Origin of the sequence: Streptomyces sp. NPDC051286, assembly GCF_044455345.1 — a bacterium.
GTDB lineage: Bacteria > Actinomycetota > Actinomycetes > Streptomycetales > Streptomycetaceae > Streptomyces.
In genome coordinates, this window is record NZ_JBITER010000072.1 from 1 (window position 1) to 19,295 (window position 19,295).

A 19,295-nucleotide genomic window follows, 5' to 3' on the forward strand; every position below is an offset into this window, starting at 1 on the left:
GCCCCCCCCCCCCCCCCCCCCCCGCCGCCCCCCGGCGCCCCCCCCCCCCCCCCCCCCCCCCCCCCCCCCCCCCCCCCCCGCGGCGCCGGCCGCGGTGAGCGGGCGGGCGGAACGAAGCAGTGTCCCGGCCCGCCCCTCGGGGTACGTCTCGGCGGCGATCCCGGGTGTGCAGGCCGCAGGGAATCCGTCGTGCTCCCGCTTCCGTGTCCTGCGCCGGTTCTCGCTCTCCCCGTCGCCGACCATGTCCCTGGCCGTCTCCAGGTCGAGCGGCTCCCTGTCCGTCGCGTGCGGGCACCGGTGCGGCATCTGGTGGCGGCGCGAGGGCCCTCGGGGTCGTCCCCGATCTGTACGACCCTGTCGTCCTCGACGTACACCGGCCGGCCACCGCCGACCGTGCAGTAGGGGCGGACGGGCCGCACCACCCGGCCGGAGATCGCGGTCCGCGACCGGAGGCCCTCCGTACGCCGCGACATCGCCGCACGCCCTCTGCCCAGCGGATCGCCACTGGTCAGCTGTCGGTAAACCGGCCAACGGCCGATCGGATTCGGCACTGCCCTCGCATCCCTCCGGCGATTCGAGAACCCTCTCCAGGCTCACCCCACGGCTGGGTGTCGGCGACACGAAGGGGACGGCGACGGATGGGCCCGGCGGCGGAACCCGTGCCGCCCGGCCCGACGGGGGCTCTGTCCTGGCAGGCCGCTGCGCCATGGGAAGGAGCAGCGCGTCCACCGCTCGGCCATCGAGGCCGCTGAGCAACGAAACACTTTTCGACTTATATCCACTTAAAACATGAATTGATAGCTATTGCCGAATGACGACCGCATGCCGGGGTATCCGGCATGCATGGACGTTTCGAACGGAGCCCTCAATTCCTTGGCCCTGCCCCTCGCAGTCGGGCGGGACGCGACCGAGGTGGTGATGCCGATTGTCGGAGTGGTCCTGGTGGCCGTGCTGATCGGTGCTGTCTGGCTGGGAAAGCGGCGCCGGGCCGAGGAGCTGCCGCCGCCCCGGCCGGACGAGCAGCCGCCGCGGCCGGACCACCGGACCCACCTGGAAGAACGCAACATCCACGGCGACGACAGCTTCCCGGCCGACGGACGGGGACTCTGGCCCTACGAACTCGGTGACCACGGGAACGAGCCCATCCGCCGGGACACCGACGAGCCACGCGACTGAACCGGAATCCCGGGAGTGGCCGCAGGCTGACCACGTCTTCCCCGACATCACACCTGCGCCCCCGCTGTGCGGAGTGTGACCTGCTCGCCTGCGGCAGCGGGACCGCTCCGGCGGGTGTTGCGGGAGTTGCCGACCGAAGTGAGGCTGGTAGAGGCGCGACGGCCACTGGCACACGCACGCCGCAGACCCGACGAAGGCAGTGGGACCATGACCGGAAGCAAACCCAGGACGGTGTCCGCGCCGGCTGCGCTCACAGGGTCGGCTGCTCCCTGCTGGGTCAACCTCATGACCCGCGACCTGGAATCGGCGCAGGCGTTCTACAGCGCCGTACTGGGCTGGACCTTCCGTGCGGGCAAGCTGGGGCAGGAGTTCTCCGTGGCGCGCCGCGACGAGGTGCCCGTGGCCGGCATCGCGGCGGTGGCGACGGCCTACCAGGTCGCCGTCGCCTGGACTCCCTACTTCGCCGTCCGGGACGCGGACGTGACCGCCGCGCGCATCCGCGAGCGCAGCGGAACGGTCGCGGTGGGTCCGCTGGCCCTCGGCAAGGGGCGCGGGGCGCTGGCAGCGGATCGCGACGGCGCCGTGTTCGGATTCTGGGAGCGCACCGCGCCGGCGACCTCTCCCCCGGCGCCGGACAACTACTCGCACGCCTGGCTCCGGCTGCGCACCAGGAGCGCCTTCGAGGCGGCGATCTTCTATGGCGAGGTCCTCGACTGGGCGACCGGACGCCCCGGCTGCTGCGAGGTGTCGTACGCGAAGGACGAGGTCATCGTCGAGTGCGGCGGCAGGCAGCTGGCCCGCATCAGCTCCGGGGCGGTCGAGGCGGCACCCGATCCGATGATCCGTCCGCACTGGCAGGTCCACTTCCCGGTGGACGATGTGGCGGCGGCGGTGGCCTCGGCGCGCGAGCATGGGGGCTCGGTCGTCGAGGAGCGGTCGACGAGCGAGGGCAGCGAAGCCACGCTGTTGGATCCGGACGGTGGACTGTTCACCGTCACGGACGTCCGGACCCCGGCCGCAGAGGTCGCGGAGGTCGTGGAGGTCACGGAGAACACGTAGACCGGCTGGGAAGGAATGGTTCCGCATTCCCTCCTCCGTACTCACTCGACGGCCCGGCACCGACTCGCCTACGATCTTGGGTACGGCATCGCGCGTCGGTCACCGGCCGGGTGAGGCGTGGAGGTGCCCGTGAGATGCCCGCTGGAGGCATTCCACAGTGTCAGTCGAGTTGAATCACACCATCATTCACGCCCGGGACAAGCGGGAATCCGCCGAATTTCTGGCGAATATCCTCGGTCTGGAAATCGGCGGGGAATGGGGTCCGTTCATCGCGGTCCCCACCGCGAACGGGGTCACGCTGGATTTCGCGACCATTCCCGCCGAATCGATCACCAGGCAGCACTACGCCTTCCTTGTGTCGGAGGCGGAGTTCGACGCCTCATACGCCCGCATCAAGGGACTCGGGATCACCTACTGGGCCGATCCGCACCAGAAGCATCCGGGCGAGATCAACCACAATGACGGCGGCCGGGGTATCTACTTCCTCGATCCCGCCGGCCATGCCATGGAGATCATCACGCGCCCCTACGGCGGCTTCGCCTCGTAGCGGGGCCCGGCACACGAGGGGGTTCGGCCGGGACCGGGCATCCGGGTCCCGGCCAGGCCCTTCCGCGGTCCGTCAGCCGACCGGGAGCATCAGCTCGGGCCGGTCCCACATCACGGCGGGCGGCCGGGCGGTCTCGGTGCCGGTCCGCCGAGCGCCCACACTGCGGTAAAAGCCTTCGGCAGGCGGATGCGAGACGACGCGGACGCCGGTGAGGCCGGCATTCCGCGCCTCGCCGCGCAGATGCTGGATGAGCAGGCGGCCGATCCCGAGGCCCTGAGCATCGTCGGCGACGAACATCAGGTCCAGTTCCGGCGGGTCGAGGATCAGCGAGTAGAACCCGAGCAGCCGACCGGAACCGGACTCCGCCGACTCGACGGCTGCGAACACCCGATGGGTCTCGATGTAGTCGGCTCCCACCCGGTATCCGGCGACCATGGGCGCGTAGGGCCCCTCGTAGGCGCGGGAGTTCCTGACCAGCCGGGTGAGACGCTTCGCATCGCCCGCCGTCGCCCGCCGGACCCGCACCGCGCCGCGGCCTACCTCGCCACTCGACGACGTAACACTCGATCTCATAGAGGGAGTATTACGCATCAGTGGACGGGCCGCGGCCCTGGCCCGAGCAGCGTCCGTCACGCCACTCCCCGACCACCGCGTCGATGTCGAACGGGCGCAGATTCAACAGCGGCCCTGGCGGCGGCCGCCGGATCGCCGCCGCGATCTTCTCGTTGACCTCGGTGAGCATCCGGCGCACCTCAGCCTCCGAACGGGCTCCGGACACCGCCTCGCGCACATCCTCCGCCTCCTTGCGCAGGGCCAGGGCCGGCGGGAGCATCGACACGCCTTCGCGCTGCATCTTCGCCTTGATCCACCAGGCTTCGTCGTACGGGCGGTCGATATCGGGCAGCGGCTTGCCGAAACCCGGCAGTTGGGAGAAGTCGCCGCGCTCCTCGGAATCGCGGATCTGCTTGTCGACCCATGATTCGAAGCTGACGCCCGGAGGTTTGCGCTCGGTCACCGTACGCCCCTCTCGGAGAACCCATGATCCCGTCCCCCACGATACCGAGGGGCGGCCCCTCAGTGCTGGTGCCCGCTGCCTGCCTCAATCCGGGCGCTCACCGAGGGCTTCACCTCGACCGTGAAGGCGGCGGTTCGGACCTTTCCCTCGTGCCGGAAGTCGAGGAACAGGCGGTACGTCCCCGCGCTGGGCGCCGTAGCCGCGAAGGAGACCACTGGTCCGGGACCGCCGTCGTTCGGGTGGACGTGCAGATAGGCGAGGTCCCCGGAACGCAGGGCAACAAGGTGCCCGTAGGCGCCGAGATAGGGCTGCAGATCGGTGACCGGCTTTCCGTTGCGGCTGACGGTCAGTTCGAGTTCGCCCTCCCGGCCGGCCCGGAGTTCGCCACCGAGGGCAACCCGGTAGCCCTCGACCTCGGCCGTGCTGCGGGCGGCCGGTGGAGCGGTGGGGCGGTAGGCGCCGGAGACCGGGAGATCCGCGCCCAGCGTGACGTTCCTGGCGCCTTCGGCGGCCGGGGTGAAGTCCGCGAATGCCCGGTAGTCACCGGCTCTCGGCAGATCGACGGAGGTCGACCAGGTGCCGTCGACCGCGCGGACGGGGTGCAGATGCCGGTACTCGGTGAGGTCGCGCGAGGCAAGGATGAAATGCAGTTCCTTGCCGTGTTCACGCCGGAAGGCGGTGACCTTGCGGCCGGCGTCGTCCTCGATCGCGAACCGGATCACGGCCCGGCCGCCCGCGGCGACTCCGGGCGCGTCGAGCGCCAGCGTATAGCCGTCCTCGGATATCTGCAGTCCGCCGGGCCCGTGCTCGGCCGCGCCATCCCGCCCGGTGGCGCCATGACCGCCGTGCTGCCGCGGCGCGTGAGCACCGGTGGAGACCATCGGGTCGACGCCCTTTCCGACGCCGTACGCCGTCCCGAAGGTCGCAGCAAGCGCGGCGGCAAAGACGGTGATCTTCAGTCCGTTGTTCATGACGGCCTCCATCGACAGGGAAGCGGGCGCTTCCGACAGGCCAACAACATACCCCCCAGGGGTATGTTGTCAACCCGCGGACACCCTGGACGACGGCCGGTTCCGGGATCAGGCGGAGACCACGAGCCGGCTCCGCAGCCGCTCAACCACGGGTTCGGGGATCCGCAGCCCGTCGCGCACATATCCGTCGAGCCCGCCCCACCGCTCGTCCATGGCATCCAGGGCGACATCGAGATAGCGGGGGCGGACCTCGATGATCGCGGCGGCGATCTCCGGGTCGCCACCTGCGTCCAGAAAGCCCTGAACATACGGGCGGAAAGCGGCCCGCACCACCGGATTCACGGCAAGGAACTCAGCACGTACGACCTCGCGCGAGGCCCCGACCATCAGCAGGAGCAACGCGGTGGCCCAGCCGGTTCGGTCCTTGCCCGCAGTGCAGTGGAAGAGCACCGGACGGGCCCCGTCGTCCGCGGTCGTCTCGACGAACGCCCGGTACGCGGCCGAGGCACCCGGCGACAGCACCATCTGCCGGTATGTCTGCGCGAACAGCCCCTCGGCCTTTCCGCCGCCGAGCAGTTCGTCCGCGGCCACCCGGTCGGCGAGCAGCGCGCGCAGCCGGGCGGGCGCCACGCCCGGGTTGTCACCAAGGACGTCGGCGACGAACAGCCGGGCTCCCGGAGGCAGCCGGTCCGGGGCCGCCATGCGCTCATCTGCGGTCCGCAGGTCGACGACCGTACGGATACCGAGGGCGGTCACCGCCGGATCGCGCACCGTGTCGAGCTCACTGAGCTGACCGGAGCGCACTACCGCACCGGGCCGGACATGGCGGTCGGGACCCAGCGAAATGCCGCCCAGGTCGCGCATATTGATGACGGTGGCTGCCGGAACGGGCCTGGCGGTCTGCACGATGATCTTCCCCTCATTCCGGACACGGCTGATCAGTTGATTCGGCTCGGCCGAATCAACTCGCAGGCTGCCGGAAGATCGACAATAGAAAAGCCGGGAACGGGGCGGTGGGCGGCGGCCGGGTCAGCCTGCCAGAATCTTCGCCTTCTGCGCCTCGAACTCGGCTTCGGTCAGAACGCCTTGCTTCTTCAGCTCGGCCAGCCGTTCCAGTCGATCGAGGAGGTCGTCCGCCGCAGGCGCGGACGGCGCAACCTGTTGCTGCATGGCCTGTTGCTGCTGTACGGCCCGCTGTTCCTCCACCTGTTGCTGTGCGACAGCTTCCTGGGCCCCCCACTTCTCCTGCTGATGCCTCTGGACCTGTCCACCGACCGCCGATGCGGTTCCGGCGACGACGGCTGTGCGCGCCACGGCGCCAAGCAGTCCCGGTCCGCGGCGGTTCATGCCCGGTCCTCGGAAAATCGGCATGATGTGCGCCCCTTCCAGTGCGATGACGACGGTTGGCGGGCGGGGCAGGTTCAGCCGGCGGAACCCGCGGCGGCCACGGCCGCTTCCGCGACGTCGGCCGGGATCCGCTCATGGGCCACCAGCTGGCCGCCCGAGGCGCGAACGGCCTCCGTGAGCGGTAGCGCCCACAGGTCCTCCCACACGATCAGCGCGGCGGAGCTGCCCCGGGGCACACTCTCCCCGAGGGCGTGGATGTCCTCGCTGTTCAGCAGGCCGCTGACCACTCCCTCGACCGGCTCGAAGGACACCAGGTCATCAGGGTCGAGGTCCTCCAGTTCGACCATGTCGAGCGTGCCGTCCTCGGCGCGGTACACAAACGTGAGGTCGAGGATTCGCACCGCCTTCGAGGCGACCACCTCCGCCAGCGCCGGCGCGATGGCCCCGGTGAAATGACTGCCGGGGAATGCGACGACGACGTACTCCACTGGTCCCACAGCCACGGGCGTTTCCTCTCCTGAAGGACGGAATGTCAGCAGCATAACTTCGGTCATTTAGTGCTGCACTGTGACAATCTGCCCGTTATGGCGGCCTCCGTGGCGCCACGGGCAGAGAGCGACGAGGTGACCTCGGTGGCCTTGACGCTGGTCCACACGGCCGTACCTGCGACGAGCCCCCGTTCGGCGGCCGTTTCGGGGGTGAGGGGGATCTCGGCGACCGGATCCGAGGTCTCGGCGGAGATGACCAGCCGCCCGTCGCGGCAGGTTGTACCGGGCAAGCCCCCCGGCAGGCGTGCACCGCTCACCCGGTCATACAGGACCGTATGTGCGACAAAATATTCGGAATAATCTTGCATATGCAATGCAGGCAGCAAATCCGCAGCAGATCCATGGAGCAGATGACGGCAGGAGTCGAGGAAACACCAAGGTCTTGACGGATCTCCGACTACGCCACCGTCCGTACTGGATCAAGCGCGTTGGGAGAGGGCAAGGTCACAGGCGGTTCCCCTGCTGCTCATCTGAGCCTTCGCCTAGCATCCAGGCATGACGGTCCTGCCTGCTGACGGGCTTACGTTGGCCGCCGAGTTCCCTGATCCAGCCCATGAGCAGTGGCAGAGCCTGGTCGAAGGTGTGCTGCGCAAGGCGGGCAAGGATGTTGCGGGTTCGGCCGCCGAGGAAGCGCTGTCCACCACGGTGGAGGACGGGCTCATCACCCGCCCTCTCTACACCTCGCGCGATGACGCGCCCGATGCCGGATATCCGGGCTTCGCCCCCTTCACCCGCGGCAGCAAGGCCGCGGGGAACGTGGTGGGCGGCTGGGACGTCAGGCAGCGGCACAGCCTGACGGATCCGGCCCGGCTCAACGAGGCCGTGCTCGCGGATCTGGAAAACGGTGTCACCTCGCTGTGGCTGACCGTCGGCGGCACCGCAGGTGTACCGGTGTCCGGTCTGGCGCGGGCGCTGGACGGTGTCTACCTCGATCTGGCTCCCCTCGCGCTCGACGCGGGCGGTGAACTCGACGCCGCGGCAACGGAACTGCTCCGGCTGTATCAGGCGCGCGGGGTTGCCGCGGCATCGGTGCGCGGCAGTCTCGGCGCGGATCCGCTGGGGCAGGCGGCGCGCAGCGGCGATACTCCGGATCCGGCGTCCGCCGTGCACTGGGCGGAGCGGTGCGCGAAGGAGTACCCCGGGCTGCGGGCTCTTACGGTGGACGCACTGCCGTACCACGAGGCCGGTGGCTCGGCCGCCCAGGAACTGGGCAGTTCGCTGGCCACGGGTGTCGCCTATCTTCGGGCGCTGACCGGGGCGGGGCTCTCCGTCGAGGCGGCCTGCGCGCAGGTGGAATTCCGGTACGCCGCGACGGCCGACCAGTTCCTGACCATCGCCAAGCTGCGGGCGGCACGCCGGCTGTGGGCGCGGGTGGCCGAGGTGTGCGGGGCTCCGGGCGGCGGAGGGCAGCGTCAGCACGCGGTGACGTCGCCGGTGATGATGACGCGTCGCGATCCGTGGGTGAACATGCTGCGGACGACGCTGGCATGCCTGGGCGCGGGAGTCGGCGGGGCCGACTCCGTCACCGTGCTCCCGTTCGATCACGCGCTGGGGCTGCCCGACGCGTTCGCCCGGCGCATCGCCCGCAATACATCGACGATCCTGCTGGAGGAGTCGCATCTGGCCCGGGTCATCGACCCGGCGGGCGGCTCCTGGTACGTGGAGCGACTGACCACCGAACTCGCCGACGCGGCCTGGACGTTCTTCCAGGAGATCGAGCGGGCGGGCGGCCAGGCCGCGGCGCTGGCCTCCGGCCTGGTCGGTGAGCGGCTGGCAGCCACCTGGGCGGCACGCAGCAAGGATCTGGCACGGCGCAAGGAGCCGATCACCGGGGTCAGCGAGTTCCCACAGCTGGCGGAGCGGCCGGTGGAGCGCGAGACCGCTCCCGGCTCCGGTGGCGCGCCGGCCGGCCTCCCGGTGGTCCGTCGTGACGAGGCGTTCGAGGCGCTGCGCGCGCGGTCGGACGCCCATCTGGCGGCGACGGGCAGCCGCCCACGGGTGTTCCTCGCCGCACTCGGACCCGTGTCGGCGCACACCGCGCGGGCCACGTTCGCCGCCAACCTGTTCCAGGCAGGCGGAATCGAGCCCGTGCACGACCCGGTGTCGGTGGACGCGTCGACGGCCGCCGGAGCCTTCGCCGCCAGTGGGGCAGGTGTGGCGGTGCTGTGTTCCAGCGACGCGCTTTACGCCGAGCAGGCCGGTGCCGTGGCCTCGGCGCTGCGCGCGGCCGGTGCGCAGCGGGTGTTCCTCGCGGGCCGGCCCGCCGAGTATCCCGATGTCGACGCGTACGTCTTCGCGGGCTGCGATGTGGTGGCCGTGCTCTCCTCCGTTCTCGACCGTATGGGTGTGGCGTAATGCGGATCCCCGACTTCTCCGACATCGAACTCGGGCCGGGCACCGGCGCCGAGGGGTCCGAGGACCAGTGGCGCACAGCGGTGAAGGAGTCCACCGGCGACCCCGAAGGCGATCTGCTGTGGGAGACGCCGGAGGGCATCTCGGTCAAGCCGCTGTACACCGGGCGTGACCTGGAAGGACTCGACTTCCTCGGCACGTACCCGGGTATGGCCCCGTATCTGCGCGGTCCCTACCCGACGATGTACGTCAACCAGCCCTGGACGATCCGCCAGTACGCGGGCTTCTCCACGGCCGAGGAGTCCAACGCCTTCTACCGCCGCAATCTCGCGGCCGGGCAGAAGGGACTCTCCGTCGCCTTCGACCTGCCGACCCACCGCGGCTACGACAGCGACCACCCGCGGGTGACCGGCGATGTCGGCATGGCGGGCGTGGCGATCGACTCGATCTACGACATGCGCCAGCTGTTCGACGGCATTCCGCTGGACCGTATGACAGTGTCGATGACGATGAACGGCGCGGTGCTCCCCGTACTCGCGCTGTACATCGTGGCCGCCGAGGAGCAGGGCGTACCGCCCGAGAAGCTGGCCGGGACCATTCAGAACGACATCCTCAAGGAGTTCATGGTCCGTAACACCTACATCTATCCGCCGAAGCCCTCGATGCGGATCATCTCCGACATCTTCGCGTACACCTCGCAGAAGATGCCGCGCTACAACTCGATCTCCATCTCCGGCTATCACATCCAGGAAGCGGGTGCGACGGCCGATCTGGAGCTGGCGTACACCCTCGCGGACGGGGTGGAGTATCTGCGGGCCGGGCGGGACGCCGGTCTCGATGTCGACGCGTTCGCACCGCGGCTGTCCTTCTTCTGGGCCATCGGCATGAACTTCTTCATGGAGATCGCGAAGCTGCGGGCGGCTCGGCTGCTCTGGGCGAAGCTGGTCAAGGAGTTCGAGCCGAAGAACGCCAAGTCCCTTTCGCTGCGCACCCATTCGCAGACATCGGGATGGTCGCTCACGGCGCAGGACGTCTTCAACAACGTCACACGGACCTGTGTGGAGGCGATGGCCGCCACTCAGGGGCACACCCAGTCGCTGCACACCAACGCCCTCGACGAGGCCCTCGCGCTGCCGACGGACTTCTCGGCGCGGATCGCCCGGAACACCCAGCTGCTGCTGCAGCAGGAGTCGGGTACCGGCCGGGTCATCGACCCGTGGGGGGGCAGCGCGTATGTGGAGAAGCTGACGTACGACCTGGCGCGACGGGCCTGGCAGCACATCGAGGAGGTCGAGGCGGCGGGCGGGATGGCACAGGCCATCGACGCGGGCATCCCGAAGCTCCGGGTGGAGGAGGCTGCGGCCCGTACGCAGGCCCGGATCGACTCCGGGCGGCAGCCGGTGATCGGGGTCAACAAGTACCGGGTGAAGACCGATGAGCAGATCGATGTGCTCAAGGTCGACAACTCGTCGGTGCGATCCCAACAGATCGAGAAGCTGCGGCGGCTGCGCGCGGAGCGCGACGACGACGCCTGCCAGGCGTCGCTGCGAGCACTGACGGCGGCTGCCGAGCGCGGTCCCGGCCCGGGCCTCGACGGCAATCTGCTGGCGCTCGCGGTCGACGCGGCCCGCGCGATGGCCACGGTCGGCGAGATCTCGGACGCACTGGAGAAGGTGTACGGGAGGCACGCAGGCCAGATCCGTACGATCTCCGGTGTGTACCGCAACGAGGCTGGGGAGTCACCTTCCGTGGACCGTACCCGGACGCTGGTCGACCGGTTCGAGGAGGCGGAGGGGCGCCGTCCGCGCATCCTGGTCGCCAAGATGGGCCAGGACGGCCACGACCGGGGTCAGAAGGTGATCTCCACGGCCTTCGCCGACCTGGGCTTCGACGTCGACGTCGGCCCGCTGTTCCAGACGCCGGCGGAGGTGGCGCGGCAGGCGGTCGAGGCGGACGTCCACATCGTGGGTGTCTCCTCGCTGGCGGCCGGGCACCTCACTCTCGTGCCGGCGCTCCGTGCAGAGCTGGCCGCCGAGGGCCGCGACGACATCATGATCGTCGTGGGCGGGGTGATCCCGCCGCAGGACGTCGAGGCGCTGCACGAGGCGGGCGCGACCGCCGTGTTCCCGCCCGGCACGGTGATCCCCGACGCCGCCTTCGATCTGGTGACGCGGCTCGGTGCCGCGCTCGGCCATGAGCTGTGAGCCGCTGACCCGATGGCTCCGACGATCGATATCGACAGCTATGTGAAGGGAGTGCTCGACGGGAAGCGGGCGCACATCGCGCGCGCCATCACTCTCGTCGAGTCCACCCGCCCCGATCACCGGGCGCTGGCCCAGCAGTTGCTCCGCGAGCTGCTGCCGCAGTCGGGTAACGCCCGGCGCATCGGCATCAGCGGGGTGCCCGGGGTCGGGAAGTCCACTTTCATCGACGCGCTCGGCACGATGCTCACCGGGCTCGGACACCGGGTTGCGGTGCTGGCGGTCGATCCGTCCTCCAGTCGCACCGGCGGCTCCATCCTGGGGGACAAAACCAGGATGGAGCGGCTCGCGGTCGATCCGGCGGCGTTCGTACGCCCCTCCCCCACCGCCGGGACACTGGGCGGGGTGGCCAAGGCGACCCGGGAGTCCATCGTGGTGATGGAAGCCGCGGGTTACGACGTGGTGCTGGTGGAGACGGTCGGCGTGGGCCAGTCGGAGACGGCCGTGGCCCAGATGGTCGACACCTTTCTGCTGCTCACGCTGGCCCGTACCGGCGATCAGCTGCAGGGCATCAAGAAGGGGGTCCTGGAACTGGCGGACGCCATCGCGGTGAACAAGGCCGACGGTCCGCACGAGCGGGACGCGCGTGCGGCGGCCCGTGAACTGGCGGGCGCCCTGCGGCTGATGCACCCGGCCGACGCGGCGTGGAATCCCCCGGTGCTGACGTGCAGCGCCCGTGAATCGACCGGTCTCGACACGTTGTGGGAGCGGCTGGAGCAGCACCGTGCGCTGCTGGACTCCACGGGGCGGCTCGCCGCAAAGCGACGCGAGCAGCAGGTCGACTGGACCTGGACGATGGTGCGGGACGAGCTGCTGGACAGTCTGCGCAGCCATCCGGACGTCCGCACCCTGACACCGGCTCTCGAACAGCGTGTGCGTGACGGCGAGTTGACGGCGACACTCGCCGCCGAGGAGATCCTCGCCGCGTTCCGGGGCGAGGCGCGCAACGGCTGATCCGCGGTTCTCCGGCCCTCGCCCCGCCGTGCAGTGCGTGGTGAGGGCCAGGTGGGCCTGGAACCCGTGGTTGCCGTGGCGCCACTGCGGGCCGAGAAGGGCCGTGGGGGTACACGAGCGGCGACTTCTTGCGCCGGTGCGCGCCGCGTTCCCCGGCCTGATGGACTTCGGCACCTGGCCGGACCGGTCGGGCAAGGAACGCCTCCTGGCGCAGCTGTAGGGCGAGCGGTCATGCTGCCTGGCCGTAGCCGTCGGCCCCTGGCGGGTCGTTGCTGCGGAGCGGGCTGAAGTCGACGTCCACCGGCGAGCATGTGCGAACGCGTCCAGGACGCGGCTGTCCTCACCCCCACCAACCCACCAGCAGGACTCACTCCCGCTCACCACAACTCACTTCAGCGCAGCAAACCGGCAACAGCTCGCACCCCCTCCGCATAGCATGACGTGTTCACGTATCAGCACAGGGAGAGCAGGCACATGGAATTCCGCCGACTCGGCCGCAGCGGTCTGACGATCAGTGAGATCGCCTACGGGAATTGGATCACCCACGGCTCCCAGGTGGAGGAGGACGCGGCCGTCGCCTGCATCCGCGCCGCCCTGGACGCCGGAATCACCACCTTCGACACGGCGGACGTCTACGCCGAGACCCGCGCCGAGGCCGTCCTCGGCCGGGCGCTCAAGGACCAGCGCCGCGAGAGCATCGAGGTGTTCACCAAGGTCTACTTCCCGACCGGCCCGGGGCAGAACGACCGCGGCCTGGGCCGCAAGCACATCCTCGAGTCGATCGACAACTCCCTGCGCCGGCTGCAAACCGACTACGTGGACCTGTACCAGGCCCACCGCTACGACCACTCCACGCCGCTGGAGGAGACCATGGAGGCGTTCGCCGACGTGGTCCGATCCGGCAAGGCCCTCTATATCGGCGTCTCCGAGTGGACGGCCGACCAGCTGCGCGCCGGACACCGGCTGGCCCGCGAGCTGAACGTTCCGTTCATCTCCAACCAACCGCAGTACTCGGCGCTGTGGCGGGTCATCGAGGCCGAAGTGGTGCCCGCCTCCGAGGAGCTCGGCATCGGTCAGATCGTCTGGTCGCCGATCGCCCAGGGCGTGCTGACCGGCAAGTACAAGCCGGGGGCGCAGCCTCCGGCGGGTTCTCGGGCGACCGATGAGAAGGGCGGTGCGGACTTCGTCGCCAGGTGGCTCCGCGACGACGTCCTGGAGCGCGTCCAGCGGCTGCGGCCGCTCGCCGACGAAGCCGGTCTGAGCCTTGCCCAGCTGGCCGTCGCCTGGGTGCTGCAGAACTCCAACGTCTCCGCCGCGATCATCGGCGCCTCCCGGCCCGAGCAGGTCACGGAGAACGCCAAGGCGGCGGGCGTGACGCTCGACGCGGACCTCCTCAAGGCCATCGACGACGTACTGGAGCCGGTGGTGGAACGCAACCCTGCGCTGACCGCGGTCCACGACTGAGTCGACCGGTCACCTGCGACGGGGGAGGGCCGGGCCACCGTCCGGGTGGCCCGGCCCTCCCTCGTACGGGGCGTTCCGACGCCCCGTCGGCGGGCGCCCCCCGGTCACAAAGTGCCGGTCCCATGGGTCACTCGTACGACACTTCTGCTGACTGTCACTGCGACGGAGCTCCGTCCGTCGGTGCCATGACACGCGCCGCCGGAGCAATGTGACCGGACCCGCTGAGGAAATCCGACATCAGCCGCGGGCGGTCATCGACGCCGTGTGCTCACGGACCTGTGCAGGTGTGAGGTAGGTGTCCGTGTGCTCGAAGTCGCGCAACGTGGCGGGATGCCTGGCCTGGAATCCGGTGCGTACGAAGTCGTCACCGGCGATCGCGTTGAGCATCCAGTTGGTCATGACGCGGGCCTTGGCCACATTGGTGCGCAGCGACGACCAGTGATAGCCACGGGCCACGGCCTGCGCGGCGATGCCATGCATCTCGATGCCGAGCGGCTTGGAGACCGCGTCCTTGCCGCCGAGGTCCACGACGAGCCCGAGGTCCCTGTGGACGTACGGCTTCAGCGGCTGGTGCCGCAGAGTCGCGATCAGGTTGTCGGCGAGCCTGCGTCCCTGACGCATGGCGTGCTGCGCGGTGGGCGGGCAGACCGCGCCGTCGCCCTTGATCAGGTCCGGCACGGCGGCGGCGTCACCGAGCGCGAAGACGCCGTCGAACCCCGGCAGCGTCATCTCGGGTGTTACTGCCAGCCGGCCTCGCACCGTTTCGGCGTCGAAGGTGGCGACCAGCGGGCTCGCGGTGACGCCGGCCGTCCAGATCAGTGTGCGGCAGGGCAGGACGCGGCCGTCGGTGAGCGTCACGATGTCCGGTCCGGCTTCGGCGACGGAGACGCCGAGCGACACCTCAATGCCTCGCTCGCGCAGGACTGCCAGGGCGCTGAGTCCGAGCTTGTCCCCCAGTTCCGGCATCAGCTTCGGGGCGATGTCGACCAGGTGCCACTTGATGAGCTTCGGGTCGAGCCGGGGGTATTGCCCGACGGCGTTCATGGTGAGCCGCTGCAGACACGCCGCGGTCTCGGTGCCCGCGTAGCCGCCGCCGACCACCACGAACTGCAGCCGGGAGGCCCGTTCGTCCTCGTCGTGGCTGGCGTCCGCCAGGTCGAGCTGTGCGATCACATGGTCGCGTACGTACGCGGCCTCGGCCAGCGTCTTCATGCCACGGGCGTTGTCGAGCAGCCCCGGGATGTCGAACGTACGAGTGACGCTGCCGGGGGCGAGGACGATGTAGTCGTACGGTTCGTCGACGATCTCGTCGGTGATCTTGCGGATGACGCAGACCTTCGCCTTCGGGTCCACGCCGATTGCTCCGCCGGGGATGATCCGGGTGCGGTACCGACGGCTGCGGCGCAGCGACACCGCGACGGACTGTGGGGTGAGGACGCCTGCGGCCACCTGGGGCAGCAGCGGCAGGTAGAGCTGGTAGGAGAACGGGGCGACGAGCGCGATGTCCGCCTCGCCGAGGTTGAGTCCGCGCTCCAGACGGCGTACGCACTCGACCCCGGCAAATCCGGCGCCGACGACGAGGATCCTGGGTCGTACCACGGTGTTCGTCCCTTCTCGGGGCTGCGCGGCGGCCCGTACTCCTGCCCGGTCACACGCGCTCATCACCCCACATCCTCACGAATCGCGTCCGACTTCGCCCGCTGAGGACGGCGGAACGGACGACGGCGGGGAGTTCAGCGGGTCAGCAGGGTGAGGGCTGTGCACGTGCCGCCGACCGCGCCTGCGGTGACGACAACGGTCGCGACGCAGCGTGCTCTGAGCGCGCGGTACCGGTCGTTGTACTCGCCGCGCAGTTCGACGGCGCGGTCCGAGATCCGCGACAGCATCGCCCGGGATGCGGCAACCCGGTCCGCCGTGTAGACGCGCTCCACTTCCTCACACTGGGCGGTGGTGAGCCAGGGCAGCTCGCCGGTGAACCGGGCGGCCCGTCTGCGCGCCTCCTCGACCTCGGCGTTCCACAGCAGGTAGCCCTCCATCTGTGCCAGACCGCGGGCCGTGTTGTCCTTGTCGTCGTCCATTCGTCCTCCTTTCACCAGGACTCCGTCACGCCGGGTTCTGCCCCGGACCCCCGGGGGCGGTGCGCGGGCGGTTCTTCGCTTCGTCGAGGGTGCGTACGGCGGGGTGGTGCAGGTCGAACGCCGGGGATTCGGAGCGGATCCGCGGCAGGGTGAGGAAGTTGTGCCGCGGCGGCGGGCAGGAGGTTGCCCACTCCAGCGAACGGCCGTAGCCCCACGGGTCGTCGACGCCGACCGCCTTGCCGTACTTTGCGGTCTTCCACACGTTGTAGAAGAACGGCAGCATCGACAGTCCGAGGAGGAACGAGGAGATCGTCGAGATCGTGTTCAGCAGGGTGAAGCCGTCAGCGGCGAGGTAGTCCGCGTAACGACGCGGCATGCCCTCCGCGCCGAGCCAGTGCTGCACCAGGAACGTGCCGTGGAAGCCCACGAACAGCGTCCAGAACGAGATCTTGCCGAGCCGCTCGTCCAGCATCTTGCCGGTGAACTTCGGCCACCAGAAGTGGAATCCGGCGAACATCGCGAAGACCACGGTGCCGAAGACGACGTAGTGGAAGTGCGCGACGACGAAATACGAGTCCGAGACGTGGAAGTCCAGCGGCGGCGAGGCCAGGATGACGCCGGTCAGACCACCGAAGAGGAAGGTCACCAGAAAACCGACGGCCCAGAGCATCGGTGTCTCGAAGGACAGCGATCCCTTCCACATCGTGCCGATCCAGTTGAAGAACTTCACACCGGTCGGCACCGCGATCAAGAACGTCACGAACGAGAAGAACGGCAACAGCACACCGCCGGTGACGAACATGTGATGCGCCCACACGGTTGCCGAGAGGCCCGCGATGGAGATGGTGGCGCTGATCAGTCCGATGTACCCGAAGACCGGTTTACGGCTGAAGACGGGGATGATCTCGGTGACGATGCCGAAGAACGGCAGAGCAATGATGTACACCTCCGGGTGGCCGAAGAACCAGAAGAGGTGCTGCCAGAGCAGTGCGCCGCCATTGGCTGCCTCGAAGACCCGCGCCCCGAACTTGCGGTCCGCCTCCAGCACCAGAAGGGCAGCTGCCAGGACCGGGAAGGCCAGCAGGACCAGCACGGCGGTCAGCAGTACGTTCCACACGAAGATCGGCATCCGGAACATCGTCATGCCCGGTGCGCGCAGGCAGATGATCGTAGTGATGAAGTTGACCGAACCGAGGATCGTGCCGAAGCCGGAGAAGGCCAGGCCCATGATCCACATATCGCTGCCGATGCTGGGCGAATGGGCTGCATCGGTCAGCGGGGAGTAGGCGAACCAGCCGAAGTCCGCCGCCCCCGCCGGAGTCACGAAGCCGGCCACCACGATGATCGAGCCGAAAAGATACAGCCAGTAAGCGAACATGTTCAGCCGCGGGAAGGCCACGTCGGGCGCGCCGATCTGCAGCGGCATGATCCAGTTCGTGAACCCGGCGAACAGCGGCGTCGCGAACATCAGCAACATGATCGTGCCGTGAATCGTGAACAACTGGTTGAACTGCTCGCTCGAGATGAGCTGCATGCCGGGGCGGGCCAGCTCGGCGCGCATGATGAGTGCCATCACGCCACCGACGACGAAGAAGGCGAACGAGGTGACCAGGTACAACGTTCCGATCGTCTTGTGATCGGTGGTGGTCATCCATTTGACGACGACATTGCCCGGTTCCTTGCTCCGTACCGGGAGTTCGTTCGCGTACGACTCGTCTGCCTCGTCCGCCCCAGCCGTGCCCATCGTCGCCACAACGACGCTCCTTCGATCGGTCCTTCGCGGGCGGACTCGGCACCCGGCGGGGCGCCGCTCCCACCGGGGCGGCCGGCAGGTCCCCCGGCGCGTCGCGCCAGTTTCCTGGTGCAGCAAACCAGCCACGGGACCGACGTGGGCTGCCCGGCGCCCGCCATGGCGTGACATTCACCCATCAGGGTGTGCTGACCCGTCGCGGTGTCCGGTCCGGATCAGCCATGGGCTCGACGGTGCCAAGGGGCAGCCGGGGCGTTCGCTGCCGTGCGCGCTCCGGCATCCGGCGGCACCGACGTCACCGTCGGCGGGGCAACCGGTGCCCTCGATGTCACGCGTCCCCAACTCGGCTTCCGTACTGCCATTCGGCATACACACCGGGGTCGCAGAGTTCGAGGACGATCTCCCCCGTCTCCGGGGCGACTTCCGCCACGGGGCGCACCCGCGCACCGACGTGCACCAGGTGCGGCGCGGCGCCCACGACACGGCACCGGAACACGAAGCCTTCGGGCAGCCGGACGAGCGACTCGTTGCGTGCTGCCTCTGTGTAGCGGTGCACCACGCTGGTCCGCACGATGACGCCGAGGCCGTCGCTGCGTACGGATTCCAGATCGCTCGACGCGCACACGGGGCACAGAAGCCGCCTGAAGGACGCGGTGCCGCACCAGCGGCAGTGCTGATAGATCAGTCCGGTTCGACCCTGCGCCGTCGGTGCGGCATCGATCGCTGAAACGGAATGGGACACGTCTCGACCCCCTGAACTCGGCTCGGTGCGTCAGCGTCGTGGCTCGACACAGACGCAGGCGCACCATATGGCACTGAGTGCCGAGACGTAAAGGTACCGAGTTCCTTCTCTGCGATGAGCGCCGAGAGGGCCGTTAGTCCTCGGCGAGAGCCGACTCGACCTTCTGCACCACACGCCACATCGGCGTGCCCTTGGAGGCGACGACCACGACGACCTCCTCGTCGTCCGCGGTCGGCCCTGCGGGGCCCGCGGCCTTCGCCCCCCAGACTTCCTGTACGACACCGAGGGCGTGGTCCACCGCTGCCTCGGCGTCACCCGCACCACCCGAACGCAGCCACGACCGCAGGCCGTTGTTGTGCGCGGCGACGACGGCAGCGGCGATCACCTCGGCGTGCAGCGGGCCGTCCGGCGTGCCGGCGTAGCGGCCCCGCAGGTATTCGGCCAGCGTCCGTTCGTAGCGGCGCACCACGGACAACTCGTAGGTGCGCAGGCCGGGAACCTCCCGCGTGAGGTGATAGCGCTGGACCGAGAACTCCGGATTCGCCGCATACATCCGCAGGACGAGCCGGGCCGCATCGCACACCGTGCTCACCGGGTCGCCCGCGTCGGCCGCCTCCAGGAGCGCGGTCATGTCGGCGAGGCAGCGCTCGTGGTCGGGGAAGACCACGTCCTCCTTGGAGGGGAAGTACCGGAAGAACGAACGCCGTCCGACCCCGGCCCGCGCAACGATGTCGTCCACGGTGGTCCGCTCGAAGCCCCGTTCCAGGAAGAGCTGGAACGCCGCTTCGGCGAGCACCTCCCGCATGGGGGGTTTCTTCACAGGTCTGCGCGCCGCGGTCATGCCGGGAACCTAACACCAAAACCGACCGTTCGACACTACGTACCTTTACAGAGGGTACTGAGTTCCATAGGGTTATCTCAGGACCCACACCCTGCTAGGAGAGCCGGCGTGAGCTTGAGGATCGTTGTCTGTGTGAAGTATGTGCCCGACGCGACCGGTGACCGGCGCTTCGCCGGTGATCTGACGCTGG

The 19,295-nt window shown here is 69.2% G+C and carries 19 protein-coding genes and 2 pseudogenes; 8 read left to right on the forward strand and 13 right to left on the reverse strand.

From position 1 onward, the window contains the following. Positions 1 to 150 precede the first annotated feature (150 nt). Positions 151 to 551 (reverse strand): annotated as a pseudogene (locus ACIBB8_RS34970) (formate dehydrogenase); the annotation flags it as partial. A 292-nt stretch (positions 552 to 843) separates the two neighbouring features. Here ACIBB8_RS34970 and ACIBB8_RS34975 point away from each other — a divergent pair. The 3 genes from ACIBB8_RS34975 (at position 844) to ACIBB8_RS34985 (ending at position 2,782) form a co-directional block, all read left to right on the forward strand. After that, positions 844 to 1,176: a DUF6479 family protein gene (locus ACIBB8_RS34975; protein WP_398959082.1), complete on the forward strand. Its 333-nt coding sequence runs from the start codon at positions 844 to 846 to the stop codon at positions 1,174 to 1,176. A 207-nt stretch (positions 1,177 to 1,383) separates the two neighbouring features. Next, positions 1,384 to 2,235: a VOC family protein gene (locus ACIBB8_RS34980; RefSeq protein WP_398959084.1), complete on the forward strand. Its 852-nt coding sequence runs from the start codon at positions 1,384 to 1,386 to the stop codon at positions 2,233 to 2,235. Positions 2,236 to 2,392: 157 nt separating this feature from the next. Beyond that, complete coding sequence (locus ACIBB8_RS34985) at positions 2,393 to 2,782, forward strand: VOC family protein (protein ID WP_398959086.1); 390 nt, start codon at positions 2,393 to 2,395, stop codon at positions 2,780 to 2,782. A 72-nt stretch (positions 2,783 to 2,854) separates the two neighbouring features. On the opposite strand, the gene ACIBB8_RS34990 is transcribed toward ACIBB8_RS34985, so the two are convergent. The 7 genes from ACIBB8_RS34990 to ACIBB8_RS35020 all read right to left on the reverse strand — a co-directional run bounded on the left by ACIBB8_RS34990 (position 2,855) and on the right by ACIBB8_RS35020 (position 6,893). Next, a complete protein-coding gene (locus ACIBB8_RS34990; RefSeq protein ID WP_366691148.1) occupies positions 2,855 to 3,355 on the reverse strand; it encodes a GNAT family N-acetyltransferase in 501 nt (166 codons plus the stop codon). 10 nt (positions 3,356 to 3,365) lie between these two features. Then, positions 3,366 to 3,797, reverse strand: a complete 432-nt coding sequence (locus ACIBB8_RS34995; protein ID WP_398959089.1) for a DUF1992 domain-containing protein — start codon at positions 3,795 to 3,797, stop codon at positions 3,366 to 3,368. Between the two features lie 59 nt (positions 3,798 to 3,856). Beyond that, positions 3,857 to 4,768: a hypothetical protein gene (locus ACIBB8_RS35000; RefSeq protein ID WP_398959091.1), complete on the reverse strand. Its 912-nt coding sequence runs from the start codon at positions 4,766 to 4,768 to the stop codon at positions 3,857 to 3,859. A 108-nt stretch (positions 4,769 to 4,876) separates the two neighbouring features. Next, complete coding sequence (locus ACIBB8_RS35005) at positions 4,877 to 5,674, reverse strand: tyrosine-protein phosphatase (protein ID WP_398959092.1); 798 nt, start codon at positions 5,672 to 5,674, stop codon at positions 4,877 to 4,879. Positions 5,675 to 5,797: 123 nt separating this feature from the next. Further along, on the reverse strand, positions 5,798 to 6,115 hold the full coding sequence (locus ACIBB8_RS35010) for an SHOCT domain-containing protein (RefSeq protein ID WP_398959113.1): 318 nt from the start codon (positions 6,113 to 6,115) through the stop codon (positions 5,798 to 5,800). Positions 6,116 to 6,189: 74 nt separating this feature from the next. Beyond that, positions 6,190 to 6,618 (reverse strand): DUF6325 family protein, encoded by a 429-nt coding sequence (locus ACIBB8_RS35015; protein WP_398959094.1) that lies wholly within the window; start codon positions 6,616 to 6,618, stop codon positions 6,190 to 6,192. Between the two features lie 47 nt (positions 6,619 to 6,665). Further along, positions 6,666 to 6,893 carry a hypothetical protein gene (locus tag ACIBB8_RS35020; RefSeq protein ID WP_398959096.1) on the reverse strand — a complete coding sequence of 76 codons (228 nt, stop codon included), beginning with the start codon at positions 6,891 to 6,893 and terminating at the stop codon, positions 6,666 to 6,668. A gap of 265 nt (positions 6,894 to 7,158) precedes the next feature. Here ACIBB8_RS35020 and mutA point away from each other — a divergent pair, with 265 nt between their 5' ends. The 4 genes from mutA to ACIBB8_RS35040 all read left to right on the forward strand — a co-directional run bounded on the left by mutA (position 7,159) and on the right by ACIBB8_RS35040 (position 13,694). After that, positions 7,159 to 9,018: a methylmalonyl-CoA mutase small subunit gene (gene mutA, locus ACIBB8_RS35025; RefSeq protein WP_398959098.1), complete on the forward strand. Its 1,860-nt coding sequence runs from the start codon at positions 7,159 to 7,161 to the stop codon at positions 9,016 to 9,018. Further along, positions 9,018 to 11,219, forward strand: a complete 2,202-nt coding sequence (gene scpA, locus ACIBB8_RS35030) for a methylmalonyl-CoA mutase (protein WP_398959100.1) — start codon at positions 9,018 to 9,020, stop codon at positions 11,217 to 11,219. Before mutA ends, scpA begins: the two co-directional genes overlap by 1 nt. Positions 11,220 to 11,231: 12 nt before the next feature. Beyond that, positions 11,232 to 12,230 carry a methylmalonyl Co-A mutase-associated GTPase MeaB gene (meaB, locus tag ACIBB8_RS35035; RefSeq protein ID WP_398959102.1) on the forward strand — a complete coding sequence of 333 codons (999 nt, stop codon included), beginning with the start codon at positions 11,232 to 11,234 and terminating at the stop codon, positions 12,228 to 12,230. A gap of 474 nt (positions 12,231 to 12,704) precedes the next feature. Further along, complete coding sequence (locus ACIBB8_RS35040; RefSeq protein ID WP_398959104.1) at positions 12,705 to 13,694, forward strand: aldo/keto reductase family protein; 990 nt, start codon at positions 12,705 to 12,707, stop codon at positions 13,692 to 13,694. Between the two features lie 237 nt (positions 13,695 to 13,931). Here the strand turns inward: ACIBB8_RS35040 and ACIBB8_RS35045 are convergent, their stop codons facing one another. The 5 genes from ACIBB8_RS35045 to ACIBB8_RS35065 all read right to left on the reverse strand — a co-directional run bounded on the left by ACIBB8_RS35045 (position 13,932) and on the right by ACIBB8_RS35065 (position 19,105). Continuing rightward, the gene (locus ACIBB8_RS35045) at positions 13,932 to 15,293 is read right to left on the reverse strand and encodes an NAD(P)/FAD-dependent oxidoreductase (protein ID WP_398959106.1); all 1,362 of its coding nucleotides are present in this window, start codon (positions 15,291 to 15,293) and stop codon (positions 13,932 to 13,934) included. Positions 15,294 to 15,427: 134 nt separating this feature from the next. Continuing rightward, the gene (locus tag ACIBB8_RS35050; RefSeq protein WP_398959108.1) at positions 15,428 to 15,772 is read right to left on the reverse strand and encodes a hypothetical protein; all 345 of its coding nucleotides are present in this window, start codon (positions 15,770 to 15,772) and stop codon (positions 15,428 to 15,430) included. Between the two features lie 25 nt (positions 15,773 to 15,797). Continuing rightward, entirely contained in the window at positions 15,798 to 17,516 is a 1,719-nt protein-coding gene (ctaD, locus tag ACIBB8_RS35055; RefSeq protein WP_398959115.1) for a cytochrome c oxidase subunit I, read from the reverse strand. Between the two features lie 334 nt (positions 17,517 to 17,850). Continuing rightward, positions 17,851 to 18,264 carry a Zn-ribbon domain-containing OB-fold protein gene (locus ACIBB8_RS35060; protein ID WP_398959110.1) on the reverse strand — a complete coding sequence of 138 codons (414 nt, stop codon included), beginning with the start codon at positions 18,262 to 18,264 and terminating at the stop codon, positions 17,851 to 17,853. Positions 18,265 to 18,397: 133 nt separating this feature from the next. Next, positions 18,398 to 19,105 (reverse strand): TetR family transcriptional regulator, encoded by a 708-nt coding sequence (locus ACIBB8_RS35065; protein ID WP_398959112.1) that lies wholly within the window; start codon positions 19,103 to 19,105, stop codon positions 18,398 to 18,400. Positions 19,106 to 19,213: 108 nt separating this feature from the next. On the opposite strand from ACIBB8_RS35065, the pseudogene ACIBB8_RS35070 reads away from it, so the two are divergent. Next, positions 19,214 to 19,295, forward strand: a pseudogene (locus ACIBB8_RS35070) (electron transfer flavoprotein subunit beta); the annotation flags it as partial.

What these genes read in the sequence shown, in the direction of transcription:
- ACIBB8_RS34975 (WP_398959082.1), top strand. Translation starts at nt 844, where the DNA reads ATGGACGTTTCGAACGGAGCCCTCAATTCCTTGGCCCTGCCCCTCGCA.
- ACIBB8_RS35000 (WP_398959091.1), bottom strand. Translation starts at nt 4,768, where the DNA reads ATGAACAACGGACTGAAGATCACCGTCTTTGCCGCCGCGCTTGCTGCG.
- ctaD (WP_398959115.1), bottom strand. Translation starts at nt 17,516, where the DNA reads ATGGGCACGGCTGGGGCGGACGAGGCAGACGAGTCGTACGCGAACGAA.
- ACIBB8_RS35040 (WP_398959104.1), top strand. Translation starts at nt 12,705, where the DNA reads ATGGAATTCCGCCGACTCGGCCGCAGCGGTCTGACGATCAGTGAGATC.
- scpA (WP_398959100.1), top strand. Translation starts at nt 9,018, where the DNA reads ATGCGGATCCCCGACTTCTCCGACATCGAACTCGGGCCGGGCACCGGC.
- ACIBB8_RS34990 (WP_366691148.1), bottom strand. Translation starts at nt 3,355, where the DNA reads ATGAGATCGAGTGTTACGTCGTCGAGTGGCGAGGTAGGCCGCGGCGCG.
- ACIBB8_RS34980 (WP_398959084.1), top strand. Translation starts at nt 1,384, where the DNA reads ATGACCGGAAGCAAACCCAGGACGGTGTCCGCGCCGGCTGCGCTCACA.
- ACIBB8_RS35065 (WP_398959112.1), bottom strand. Translation starts at nt 19,105, where the DNA reads ATGACCGCGGCGCGCAGACCTGTGAAGAAACCCCCCATGCGGGAGGTG.
- meaB (WP_398959102.1), top strand. Translation starts at nt 11,232, where the DNA reads ATGGCTCCGACGATCGATATCGACAGCTATGTGAAGGGAGTGCTCGAC.
- mutA (WP_398959098.1), top strand. Translation starts at nt 7,159, where the DNA reads ATGACGGTCCTGCCTGCTGACGGGCTTACGTTGGCCGCCGAGTTCCCT.
- ACIBB8_RS35010 (WP_398959113.1), bottom strand. Translation starts at nt 6,115, where the DNA reads ATGAACCGCCGCGGACCGGGACTGCTTGGCGCCGTGGCGCGCACAGCC.
- ACIBB8_RS35050 (WP_398959108.1), bottom strand. Translation starts at nt 15,772, where the DNA reads ATGGACGACGACAAGGACAACACGGCCCGCGGTCTGGCACAGATGGAG.